The sequence below is a fragment of the Caulobacter sp. GSs2 genome, from assembly GCF_058680895.1.
Genome location: NZ_JBZWJL010000003.1, coordinates 71,331 through 83,417, shown reverse-complemented (window position 1 = coordinate 83,417; position 12,087 = coordinate 71,331). Strand labels below are relative to the sequence as shown.

Genomic DNA, 12,087 nt, shown 5'->3' with positions numbered 1-12,087 from the left:
CTGCGCCAAAAGTGGCGCTAAGAAAGTCATTCAATTTCAATGTGTTGCGCATAAATAGTGGCGCAACGCATTGATTTATAACGATATTCAGCTTTTTCAACCCGTCAGCGTCAGGCGACCGCTGCTGTCGGCAATCCGAGCAGAGCGGATCGGTTGTTACCCAGCTCAAGGGTCATCACCCCGCGAAGGTTGATATGCCCATGCCCGATCGGCACGATGTGCGCGAGGACATCATTGGAAAAGACACCAGGGTCCCGGTCCGCCGTCTGCTGAATATGGTGCGTGTTCCAGGTCATCATGATATTCGCCAGCAACGTCAGGGAGCCGGATATCGCTTCGAGCTGTTGAGTTGTTCGCCCACGCTTGGCGGGAATAGCGCCGTTGTGAATGGCCCGTTGCAGGCTGTGAACGGCCTCGCCCTGGTTGAGAAGATCCAGGATCTCATTTCGGAACTCGCGATTGCCGAGGTAATCGCAGAGATAAAGGGTCAGCAGCAGTTTACCGAGGGCGGCGCCGGCTTCATAGACTGCGTCACCCCGCGCGGCCGCGCCATATCGGTCCAGCGCATCCGTTGCAGGGTACCAGCCGTCCTTGACCGACGCCCCGAGCCTAAGCAATTCCTCCCATCCGCGCCCTATCACTAGTCGTGGTACGGACTTGGGGGCGATGAGCGGCTTGAGGACCTCCGGCACCGCGCCGGAGAATCCGGTCGGCAGATGAAGCTTGCGTGTCTTCAGGCGCGCCAATCTCGGGGTGAGATCAAAGCCCACCACCTTGGCCAGGGTCATGCCGAAGTGGCTGTGGCCGTGGGTATCGACAGCCACTTTCTCGAGATGATCGACTTGTTTCTGGCGAAGCGCCCCTTCGATCGCGGCCCCAACCTGGCGACGGTTCAAAACGATTGGCTGGTCATAGAGGACGCCCCACTGATCCAGCACATGCGCGTAGGTCCCGATGGCGAAGGTACGACGGCGGGGATCCAACCGTGCCGACCAGAGATATCGGGTCGCCTCCAGGCTCATCATATCGGCGGACGCATTGAGGCCTCGACCCCAGAGGCTCGCCACCGGGTGATGGCGCATAACGCCAAGCACAGCCTCATTGGCGGCGCGCAGGCGTCCATCCGTCTCCAGCCGCAGTACCATCTGACCAAGGCTGTCGGCGTCGACCGCTGGGATCATGCGCGCCAACTCCGCCACGCTCAGGGCTGACCCCAGGCCGAGCAGAGCCGCATAGAGCGTGACCAGCTCCTTGTCCGACTGGGCCGGGCGCTCCAGGAGTTTCCACGAGAACCGCGTGAGCCGGTCAACCTCGATCATGACCGCCGAAAGTTCATGGATTCCCATGGCCGCGGTCGCCTCGGGCGGCGCGGACTCCACTCGAGGATCTGCTGGCGCGGGTTTTCGGCGCGGCACGCGCACAGCATCGCCCTCTATGGTGATTTCACCGGCCTGCACTGCGGCCGCCAAGGCGCCCAATCCCGCTTCCAGCCCCGACTCTAGGCGCTGGAGATATTTCTCGGAGGTGGTTGGGAGCGACATGTTTCGGATCAAGCGCCCGCGGTCTCGGGCCCAAATCGCTTTGGGAATGAGCCGGTCCTCGGGTGCTTGGTGGCTCAGGCTATCGGGCGCGGTGATCGAGCGATTTCGGATCGCTCGTTTCATCAACATGACCGTCGCGGCTCGATAACAGTTCATCGCCGCCTTGCGATCAGGCTGATCGAGGAGACTGCGCCATGATGGGCCAAAGGGGTTAGCGGTGCCCTTCGGCAAAACCTCCGTTGCCGTTCCTCCGAGCCTATCCAGCAGGGCCAAGGCCTCGGCAAGCTTATGGCCGGCTGGAGTCTGCAGCTTTGCCTTTTTCGCCGCGCCCAAGAGGCGTTCCAATTCGTCCTGCCGCTGCGCGAGTTCTTGCCGGATGGCGGCGACCTGAGAAATCTGAAGCTCGGGTTGGAACGGCTCCACCAACGTTGCGAGCCGTGCCCTCAGACCATCGGCGTCCAACGCCCCATCGGCCGCCAGCGCCGTCAAATCCGCGATTAGGCCGCGGAACCGTTTCAGGCGCCCAGTTTGACCTTCGGCGCAAAGCGGGAACATTGGGCCGCGCTGCTCGGTTTATCCGCCCGGCCGGTTCCTTTCTTGCCACTGCGGCGGGGCGGGTCTTGGAGATACGCGTAACTGCTATTGGCTGACGGGCGCCACAGAACCGCCAAATCCTATGTCGCGTTTGGGACCTTTGCGGGGATAGACCCATCGGTCGGCAGTAGGACCGGGACCCTGGTATCTTTTCCAATGGCGTCCTCGCCCACATCACGTCGATCGGGCATGAGCATATCAACCTTCGCGGGGTCATGACCTTTGAGCGGGGTGTTAACCGATCCGCTCTGCTCGGATTGCCGACGTCAGCGGTCGCTTGAAGCTGACGGGCTGAAACAGCTGAATGTCATTATAAATCAATGCGCTATGCCTCCATGGTCGCACAACACATTGAAATTCCACGACTTTCTTAGCGTCACTTTTGGCGCAGAGTTTACGGGAAGGCCCTCCAGGTCGATGCCCTGCGCCTCCAGCGTCCGGTGATCGATCCGCGCATCGATGTTGAGTTCGGCCAGGCGCTCGGTCACATGCTCAGCTCAGCGCTCGCGCCAGTCGGTCAAAAGGTCGGTGCTGTTCCACTCGCGGTCCTTCTTGCCGAAAGCGCCCGGCGCGCCCGGCCCCTCCGGGACAACCTCGCGCGTCGTCAACATCACGTGGGCGTGCGGCTTGGCCAGGCCGTCCGGTGCCTCAAGGCCCTGCTGCGCAAGGCCGCCGCCCGAACCGTCGAACAGCTTTGGAAGACCATCGCCCAGGCTATCGACGCCTTCACACCCAACGAATGCGCCAACTACTTCGCCGCCGCAGGCTATGATGCAGACTGATCGGAAAACGCTAGCCGATCTTGGATGCGAGTCCGTGGCCGCAGCCACCGTGATCGATCATGGCCGTCGACCTCGTGCGCACGCAACGCTTTGATGCCGCCCTGCTGGACTCAAATCTCGACGGCCACAGAAGCCATCCCGTGGCCGGCGCCCTTGCCGCGCGAGGCGTGCCGTTCGCCTTGGCCACGAGCCACGGCGGCCATGGTCTGAGGGACATCGACCGCGACCGGCCATTGTTGTTGAAGCCGTTTAGATATGAAGTGCTGGAAGAGATACTTGCAGGCCCGCTCTCTCCGGTCGGCACCAAGAAATAGGCGAGGGTGGTCGGGGCCGCGACTTGGTCGCCCCTCAAGCGGGTCACATCATCTGCATGATTGGCGATGACCTGCAGGAAGTTGTCGGCAACCGACACATCGAATGGTCCGCCCCGTCGCCGTCGCCTTGGTCCATCGGCTGACGCCGGCTTGTGGCGAATTGGCGCAGCCATGACCTCGATGATTGACCACAACCCATTGTACACAAGGGCTTCTAGCCCGGAAATCGACAGAATTCAGGGCTCCTGGCCGGTCCTCAGAACGCGTTTTGCTCCATCCCCGACTGTTCTGTTAACCACGGGCCGGGATGGTCGTTCGAAATGCGCTCGGAGCGGCCATAATGTTCAAAATATTGCTGTGCGTCGCGACAGAACACAATTGGTGGCTGGTCGTGGTCGCCGCGCTCGTCTGTGTCCCGGCCACGCTGGCGACGTTCTTTCTCTATTCGAAGGTTCCAACGTTTCCGGTGTGGAGGCGTTGGACCTGGCTCGCCATGACGGGCTTGGTCGCCGGTTCTGGCATCTGGACGACGCATTTTGTCGCCATGCTGGCGTTTAAGACTGGGCTACCGACGGGTTATGAGGCCCTGGCCACAATGGGGTCGCTGGCTGTCGCCGTCATCAGCACCACCTTGGGCTTTGCCGCGGGTTCAGCGACGACTGCAGATTCTCGGCGGCGACTGACGTCGATCGGCGGCGGCCTCGTCGTCGGCCTGGGCATCACCTCCATGCACTACGTCGGCATGAGCGGCTACCGGACGACCGGCGTCTTCCAGTGGGACGTGAACTACATCGTGGCCTCCGTGCTGATTGGCGCGCTGTTCGCTAGCGCGGCCCTCTTTGTCGCCCGCCCCGGCGCGGGGCTTAAGCAGCAAGCCGCAGGGGGAGGTCTGCTCAGTCTCGCGATCGTCGGGATGCACTTCACGGGGATGACCGCCGTGACGATAGTTCCTGATCTCAGCATCGCGGTGCCCGCTTCGCTGATGTCGGATCCGGTGATGGCGGCCGTCGCCGTGGCGGTCACTGCGCTGATCCTTATCACCGCGATCGGCGGCGTGGCCCTCGACGCCGCCAGCCGCAATGGAAACCTTCGCCGCCTGCGCGAGGCGCTCGATGTCATGCCGGAAGGCTTGGCCTTCTACGACGCGAACGATCGGCTGGTGGCGTGGAACACGCAGTACGACGATCTTTGCAGGACATCTGGGGCGATCCTCGTCGCTGGCATGCCATTCTCCGACTTGCTGGAATCGAGCCTTGTCCATGGCGTCTACCCTGAGGCGGTCGGGCGAGAGACGGAGTGGCTCGCCGAACGAAACGCAGCTCGCCGTGACGAGGCGCCCAGCCTGACGCAGCAAACCGCTGGCGGACGATGGCTGCGGATCACCGAACGGCGCACTGGCGATGGGGGCACTGTCTCGGTCAGCGTGGATATCACCGACCTGAAGCGCACGGAAGCGGCCATGGCCCAGGCGCGCGACAAGGCCGAGGAGCAAGCCCGGCGGGCTGAGGTCGCCGAGGGGGTTGCCGGCCTTGGCAACTGGCGCGTGGATGCGCGCACTCGCGACGTCACCTGGTCGACCCAGATGTACCATATCTTCGGCCTCGCCTCCGACGCGCCGCTCGACCTCGAGGCGCTGATAGGCATGATCCATCCTGACGACGCTGAGGCTGTGGCGGCCCGACTGAAGCGCCAACTCGCGACAGGTGAGGTCGACGAGAATTCGATCTCACGGATCGTGCGTGCCAACGGCGAGGTCCGATACCTGGCGCGCAATTCTCGCGCCGAACACGGTCCCGGCGGCGAGGTCATCGCCATGATCGGAACCATGGTGGACGTGACCGACCAAAAGCTCCTCGAGGCCCGGCTTCGGCTAGCGCGAGCCGAAGCCGAAGCCGCTGCGGGGGTGAAGGCGGAGTTTCTCGCCAATATGAGCCATGAGCTGCGCACGCCGCTGACCAGCATCATCGGCTTCACGAGTCTCGCGGCCGAGCAGAGCGACCTGACCGACCTGACCCGCACCTATGTGGAACGCGTCGGCGACGCCAGCCGTGCGCTCCTGTGCACCGTCAACGACATCCTGGATTTCTCGAAGCTGGAAGCCGGACAGGTGAGCTTCCAGGTCCAACCGGCCTCCTTGGCCAAGCTCAGCCGCGCCACATTGGACCTGTTCACGCCACAGGCCGGCGCCAAAGACCTGAACCTCACCCTGGATGGGGAGGCCGCAGACAACGATCTGATCATTGCCGTCGATCCGGACCGGATACGCCAAATCCTTCTCAACCTTGTCGGCAATGCGGTGAAGTTCACCACGGGCGGCAGCGTTACCCTGCGCACGCGCTACGATCGCGCCGCCGAGGTCCTCAGCGTCGATGTGATCGATACCGGAGAAGGCGTTGCCCCGGACAAGCAGGATCGCCTCTTCAAGCGGTTTTCGCAGGTCGATGGGTCGTTGACGCGGGTTCAAGGCGGCACGGGCCTGGGCTTGGCGATCTGCAAAGGCTTGGTGGAGGCCATGGGCGGGGAGATCGGCGTCGAGAGCCGGATGGGTGAGGGCAGTCGGTTCTGGTTCAAGGTCCCCGCGCCCTTGTCGAGCCTTTCGCAAGGCAACACCGATGGCTTGGCGATGGAACGGCTGACGTTCGGCGGCGTCCGCGTGCTCGTGGTCGACGACCACCCGACCAATCGCGAACTGGCGCGCTTGTTCTTGGCAGGCGTCGGCGCCGAGGTTTCCGAAGCAGTTGATGGCGAAGAGGCTGCACAGATGGCGGCGGAGTGGCCATACGACGTGATCCTCATGGACCTGCGCATGCCAAGGCTCGATGGGCTGGGCGCCTTGCGGAGAATACGCGCCTCGCAGGGCCCAAATGACGCCACCCCCATCCTGGCCTTCACTGCGGACGCAGACACCAATATGGCGGACCGATTGATTTCCGCTGGCTTTCAGGACGTCGTCGCCAAGCCGGTAGGCGCCGGAGCGCTGATCGCCTCCATAGCTCGAGCCACGGCGTTCGCGGAGGATCCGCAGCCTCAGGAACTCGCCGATGTCGGTTAGGTCGCGGATCCTCGTGGCGGAGGACGACCTCGGCGTTCGAGATCTCATCCGCACGCGGCTCGAGATGGCGGGCTATGACGTCCATACCGCCCGAACTGGGGCCGAGGCGGTGGGACGCGTCAGAGAGTTGCGGCCGGATGCGATGGTCCTGGATATCAACATGCCGGAAATGGATGGCTTCGGCGTCCTCGAGGCGCTCAAGGCCTATTCTGGCGCCAAGCGTATCCCCGTCCTTGTCCTAACGGCCCGGCACACCGCTGAAGATGTGCGGCGTGCCGTAGGCCTCGGCGCGAAGGACTATCTGACGAAGCCGTTCAGCGAGAGCCAACTCCTGGCGCGGGTCGCCCGGCTACTCCGTCCGCCCATTTCAACTGCTCCAAATGAAAGCGAACTACTGGTCTGACGGTTGGGAAGGTAGTCCTGGGCCGGCGAAACGAGGCTTGCACACAAGTGCTTTTGGCTGCCATGGCTTTCACTAGGCAGTGATCGCGGTCGAAGCTGACCAAGCAGGAGAGCATGAGGAAGTGTGGGGTGGGTCCCGCAGTCTGCGCCAGAATGAGGCGTTGATCGTTGTCGTTGGCCAAACCCGGATACCAGCGCTCGAATGTTGATCGCAGCGTTCCGTCGAGCGTCTTGGTGCGGGCCTGCAGGAGCAGGTGGGCGCCGCAGCGGCTCCATTGCATCTGCTGCTTTTTGGCGAACCGCTTGCTCACCACAGCGTTGACCGTCGCCTCTACAAACGCCGAGGAGATCCGCTCACCCGACCGATACCGTTCGCCGTAATTTATGAGGCTCGCCACGTTCGAGGTGACCTGCCCCTGATTTTTTCCTCCACGCGGAGCTAGAGTCCGTCCCTTGAGAGGACGGACATGAAGCGAGCGAGATTTACGGAAGAGCAGATCATCGGGATCCTGCGGGAGAACGAGGCTGGGGCGAAGGCGGGCGAGTTGGCCCGCAAGCATGGGGTCTCGGAGGGCACGATCTACGCCTGGAAGGCCAAGTTCGGCGGCATGAGCGTGTCGGAGGCCCAGCGGCTGAAGGCGCTGGAGGACGAGAACCGACGGCTCAAGTCGCTGCTGGCCGACGCCATGCTCGACAAGGCGGCGTTGAACGAGCTGCTCTCAAAAAAATGGTAGGGCCCGCCGCCGTGCGCGAAGGCGTCGCTCATCTGCGGACGGTGTTCGAGATCAGCGAGCGGCGGGCCTGCTCCATCGTCAAGGCGGACCGCAAGATGGTGCGCTACCGCTCTCGCCGCGCGCCCGACACCGAGCTGCGTGAGCGACTGCGCAGCCTGGCCGCCGAGCGGCGACGGTTTGGCTATCGACGGCTGTTCGTCCTGCTGCGGCGGGAGGGCGAGCCTTCCGGCAAGAACCGCATCTATCGGCTCTATCGCGAGGAAGGTCTGCCGGTGCGCAAGCGCCGGGCTCGCCGCCGCCCCATCGGCACACGGGCGCCGATCCTGGTGGAGGCCAAGGCCAACGCCCGCTGGTCGCTGGACTTCGTGCACGATCAGTTCGCGGGCGGACGCCGGTTCAGGGTTCTCAATGTGGTCGACGACGTCACCCGAGAATGTCTGGCGGCGATCCCTGACACCTCGATCTCAGGTCGGCTCGTTGCGCGGGAGCTGTCGGCGCTGATCGCCCGTCATGGCCGGCTAGGGATGATCGTCAGCGACAACGGCACGGAGTTCACCTCGACGGCCATTCTGGCCTGGGCGGAGGATCATCGCGTCGCCTGGCACTATATCGCGCCGGGCAAGCCCACCCAGAACGGCTTCGTGGAGAGTTTCAACGGCCGGATGCGCGACGAACTGCTCAACGAGACCCTGTTCTTCAGCCTCGACCACGCCCGCCAGAAGCTCGCCGCCTGGGCCGAAGATTACAACACCCGCCGGCCACACTCATCGATCGGCTACCAGACCCCTGCGGCCTATGCCGCGCACCTGAACGCAACAGGCCGACCCGCTGCGCAATGTAGAAACTCCACGGCTCGGCCTGTTGCTCCAACCGCGCCATCCGGCGTAACCAATGCCGAGACTCTGGTCCGCGCTGGATGAAAGCTCAGAGGCAGGTCAGGCTGGACGGGCTTTTCACCGCGTCGCGTCAGCGTCTGCAGAACTTCGTAGCCGTCAATCTCAGGCAGACCTGGATCGAGGACCATGGCGGCGGGGCGACCACTTTGAGGGTGTCGCGGACGGCCGGACGCTGCGAGCGACGCAAGTGTGAAAGCCGGCCACATCCAGTCGGATCTGCAGGAGTTCGAGCACGGTCCGATCGCTGTCGCCGACCACGACCTTCAAACCCCGATGGTCGATCATTGGCCCGCTCCCCGCTCGGCGCGGCCTGACTTGCAAACGAGTTCAGACCGCCGCCGTCGCCCCGTCGTTGACCGACCGGCTTCCAATTGGTCACGACCTTCATGACCTTGCGCCTAACGCGAGATTAATCGCGACGATCTGCGACGAAATTACACACCGCGTTGAGCCGTGCGGCTTCGCCGACTGGAGTCTGCGCTGCGCCCAATTGCCGCGCTAACAATTAACCAATGCGATAGCGCTGTTGTGCAAAATGATCAAAATGGGGAAGCGGCAGGTCATGCGGGAAGCAGAAGCGCGGCGACTTGAAGCGCTTCGTATAGTCGAGGCGCTGAACAGGCCACCCCAGGAACGGTTCGGCCTTGTGACGGCCTTGGCGGCCGACCTCTTCAAGACTCCGCTCGCCCTGGTGTCGTTGACCGAGGTTGAAGGCTTATCGTCCCAATCCAAGTTCGCCGTAGCAGCCAACAGTCCGCCGCAGGCCTGGACGTTGAGCGCCGAGGCTCTTGGCATGGGCCCCAATGCCCTGTTGGTCGTCGAGGATGCGGCGACGGACCGGCGTTTCGCAACCGATCCCCTGGTCACCGGCGCCGCCCATATCCGTTTCTACGCCGGCGCGGTGCTGACCACGCGCGATGGCCGAACCCTCGGCACCTTGTGCGTCATCGACACCAAACCCCGCCGCCGTCCGACGCCCGCCAAGCTCGAACGCCTGAAAATGCTGGCTAAGATCGTTGTCGATGAACTGGAACTGGCGCGCACTCACCGCCTGGCCAGCGAAAAACATCGTCTGCTGGAATTGACCGAGAGCGTATCGGGCGTCGGCCATTGGCGCATTGAGGTCAGCACTGGCGATGTGCGATGGTCGGACATGGTCTATGCGATCCACGGGGTCAGCCGCTATAACTTTGAGCCCGACCTCCAGAACTCTCTGGCGCTCTATCATCCCGACGACCGAGCCAAGGTCTCGGCCTGCGTCAGGGAGGCCGTCGGCACCAAGGGCTCCTTTGAATCCCAACTCCGCATCAATCGGCCCAATGGCGAGGTCCGCGATGTGATCTCCAGGGGCGTGTGCGAACTCGACGAGCATGGTGAGGCGGCGGCGGTGTTCGGCGTCTTCCAGGACGTCACCGATCAGACACGCGCCCACGATGCGATCAGGCGCAGTGAGCGGCGTTACAGGCTGCTCGCCAACAATATGAGCGACGTCGTCACGCGAATCCGCCTCGACGGCGGCAGCGGCTATATCTCACCGACGATCGAGCGGCTTCTCGGCTACCGGCCCGACGAGATGACCGACCGCCCGGCCCAGGCCTTCGTCCACGCAGACGATCAACCGCTGATCCTGGCGACGTTAGGGCAGATGGCGCGGGGGCTGGAGCAAAAGACCCTGCAACACAGGGCGGTCCACAAGGACGGACGAACCATCTGGGTGGAGACCAGTTTCCAGTTGGTGCGCGACGACCAGGGCCAGCCAGTCGAGACCGTGGCGGTGATCCGCGACGCGACGGACCGCAAGGCGCTTGAAGACGCGACGATCGCGGCGCGCGACGAAGCTCGGGACCAAGCTCAACGGGCGAGAATGGCCGAGAGCATGGCCGGGCTGGGTCACTGGCGGCTAGAGGTGGCGACCCAGTCAGTGACCTGGTCCGAGCAAATGTACCAGATCTACGGACTCGACCCGGCCTTTCCGCTGGACCTCGACGCCCTCCTGGCCATGACCGATCCGGAGGATCAAGCCGAGTCCGCCGAGCGGCTGCAACGCGCCCTCACCAGGGGCGAGCCGACGACGGAGGCTGTTTTCCGCCTCATTCGGGCGGACGGCCAGCCGCGAGACATCACCGGAAACATGCTGGTCCAAAAGGACACTGATGGCCGGGTGATCGCCGTTGTTGGCACCATGAGGGACGTCACCGAGCAACAACACGCGCAGGTCGCCCTGGCCCAGAGCGAGGCGCGCTATCGGCTCCTGGCGGAAAACGCCAGCGACCTGATCATGCACGGCGATGTTAAGGGGCGGCTGACCTATGTCTCGCCATCGATCCTTCCCACGACCGGCTATGCGCCTGAGGAGTTGGTCGGCGCCAACATCCTCGGTTGGATCAACCCCGAGGACGTACCCCGCCTGCAAGCCGCCGTCGCCAAGCAGTTCAAATCGAAAGGAGCGGAACCGCCGATCGCCGTGGAATATCGCGTGCTGCACAAGGATGGCCGCGAACTGTGGTTGGAGGCTCGCCCGACCCTGGCCTTCGATCCAGAGACCGGCGCCATCACCGGCATCACCGATGTGGTGCGCGACGTCTCCGCCCGTAGAGCATTGGAAGCGGAGTTGCGGGTGGCGCGCGCCGAGGCTGAAGCCGCCGCCGCCGTGAAATCGGAGTTCCTGGCCAATATGAGCCATGAACTGCGCACGCCGCTAACGGCCGTGCTCGGGTTCTCGCGACTGGCTGAGGAGCAACCGGAACTGTCGGACACCACACGAGGCTATCTGAAACGCGCCTGCAATGCCGGCCAGGCCTTGCTTCTGACGGTCAATGACATCCTCGACTTCTCCAAGCTCGAAGCTGGACAGGTCGAGATCGCGCCGCGACCGATGTCCCCCGCGAAGCTGGCGACAGAAACCCTCGATCTCTTTGCGGCCCAGGCCGCCGAAAAGGGGATCGAGCTTCACCTGGGCGGGCTGGAGACTCTGCCACAGACCGTGCGGGCCGATCCCGACCGCGTGTGCCAGATCCTGCTCAACCTGATCGGCAACGCCGTGAAGTTCACCATGGTCGGCAGCGTCCGCGTTGACGTCGTCTTCGAGCCCCTTGGCGAATTCCTGACGTTCGCGGTGACCGACACTGGCCCGGGAATTCCCGACGATCGCGCCGACCAGCTATTCCAACGCTTCTCCCAGGTCGATGCGTCCTCGACCCGCACACACGGCGGCACCGGCCTTGGCCTGGCAATCTGCAAGGGCCTTGCCGAAGCCATGAGCGGCGACATCGGGGCGCAGAGCAAGGTCGGTGAAGGGTCCTGCTTCTGGTTCACAATTCCGGCCTGCGAACTGGAAGTCGCCGCGCCAATCGCCGCTCAGCCGCAAGATCAGGTCATGCTGCCCGCTGGCTGCCGAATCCTGGTGGCGGATGACAATCGCATAAACCGCGATCTCGTCCGGGCGATGCTTTCGCCGTTCGACGTCGAACTCACCGAAGTCGTGGGCGGACTCGGAGCTGTCACGACTGCCAACGCGGCGCCGTTCGACGTCATTCTGATGGATCTTCGCATGCCCGACCTCGACGGCGCGGGCGCGGCCCGGCGCATCCGGACCGAGGGCGGACCCAATGTCGCAGTTCCCATCCTCGCCTTCTCGGCGGATGTCGATCAGGCTCAAGCGACTGGTCTGTTCGACGGTATGGTTGGTAAGCCGCTGGCGGCGGCGAATTTGTTGACGGCGATCGCCAAAGCCATGGCTTGGCCGGAGGATCCTCTTGATGACGCCGCCTGA

General features: G+C 63.6%; 6 protein-coding genes and 4 pseudogenes. 7 read left to right on the top strand and 3 right to left on the bottom strand.

From position 1 onward, the window contains the following. Positions 1–110 precede the first annotated feature (110 nt). Positions 111–2,096: a Tn3 family transposase gene (locus tag ACW17Z_RS20250; RefSeq protein ID WP_492058856.1), complete on the bottom strand. Its 1,986-nt coding sequence runs from the start codon at positions 2,094–2,096 to the stop codon at positions 111–113. Between the two features lie 446 nt (positions 2,097–2,542). Beyond that, positions 2,543–2,776 (bottom strand): annotated as a pseudogene (locus tag ACW17Z_RS20245) (MobA/MobL family protein); the annotation flags it as partial. A 6-nt stretch (positions 2,777–2,782) separates the two neighbouring features. Between ACW17Z_RS20245 and ACW17Z_RS20240 the strand changes: the two are divergent. The 4 genes and pseudogenes from ACW17Z_RS20240 to ACW17Z_RS20225 form a co-directional block, all read left to right on the top strand. Beyond that, positions 2,783–2,917 (top strand): annotated as a pseudogene (locus ACW17Z_RS20240) (IS630 family transposase); the annotation flags it as partial. A gap of 59 nt (positions 2,918–2,976) precedes the next feature. Next, on the top strand, positions 2,977–3,231 hold the full coding sequence (locus ACW17Z_RS20235; RefSeq protein ID WP_012274999.1) for a hypothetical protein: 255 nt from the start codon (positions 2,977–2,979) through the stop codon (positions 3,229–3,231). Between the two features lie 340 nt (positions 3,232–3,571). Further along, complete coding sequence (locus tag ACW17Z_RS20230; protein WP_492058854.1) at positions 3,572–6,283, top strand: ATP-binding protein; 2,712 nt, start codon at positions 3,572–3,574, stop codon at positions 6,281–6,283. Beyond that, complete coding sequence (locus ACW17Z_RS20225; RefSeq protein ID WP_012274997.1) at positions 6,273–6,686, top strand: response regulator transcription factor; 414 nt, start codon at positions 6,273–6,275, stop codon at positions 6,684–6,686. The genes ACW17Z_RS20230 and ACW17Z_RS20225 overlap by 11 nt, the downstream gene beginning before the upstream one ends. 166 nt (positions 6,687–6,852) lie before the next feature. Here the strand turns inward: ACW17Z_RS20225 and ACW17Z_RS20220 are convergent. Continuing rightward, a pseudogene (locus tag ACW17Z_RS20220) lies at positions 6,853–7,086 on the bottom strand (ISKra4 family transposase); the annotation flags it as partial. Positions 7,087–7,152: 66 nt separating this feature from the next. Between ACW17Z_RS20220 and ACW17Z_RS20215 the strand changes: the two are divergent. The 3 genes and pseudogenes from ACW17Z_RS20215 to ACW17Z_RS20205 form a co-directional block, all read left to right on the top strand. After that, positions 7,153–7,305 (top strand): annotated as a pseudogene (locus tag ACW17Z_RS20215) (transposase); the annotation flags it as partial. After that, positions 7,272–8,339, top strand: a complete 1,068-nt coding sequence (locus ACW17Z_RS20210; protein WP_492059034.1) for an IS3 family transposase — start codon at positions 7,272–7,274, stop codon at positions 8,337–8,339. The pseudogene ACW17Z_RS20215 and the gene ACW17Z_RS20210, both read left to right, overlap by 34 nt. 538 nt (positions 8,340–8,877) lie before the next feature. Further along, positions 8,878–12,087, top strand: coding sequence for a PAS domain S-box protein (locus tag ACW17Z_RS20205; protein ID WP_492059029.1), 3,210 nt, complete (start codon positions 8,878–8,880; stop codon positions 12,085–12,087).

Excerpts from the sequence above, each read along its gene's own strand:
- ACW17Z_RS20235 (WP_012274999.1), top strand. The coding sequence starts at position 2,977 with ATGGCCGTCGACCTCGTGCGCACGCAACGCTTTGATGCCGCCCTGCTG.
- ACW17Z_RS20230 (WP_492058854.1), top strand. The coding sequence starts at position 3,572 with ATGTTCAAAATATTGCTGTGCGTCGCGACAGAACACAATTGGTGGCTG.
- ACW17Z_RS20205 (WP_492059029.1), top strand. The coding sequence starts at position 8,878 with ATGCGGGAAGCAGAAGCGCGGCGACTTGAAGCGCTTCGTATAGTCGAG.
- ACW17Z_RS20225 (WP_012274997.1), top strand. The coding sequence starts at position 6,273 with ATGTCGGTTAGGTCGCGGATCCTCGTGGCGGAGGACGACCTCGGCGTT.
- ACW17Z_RS20250 (WP_492058856.1), bottom strand. The coding sequence starts at position 2,096 with ATGTTCCCGCTTTGCGCCGAAGGTCAAACTGGGCGCCTGAAACGGTTC.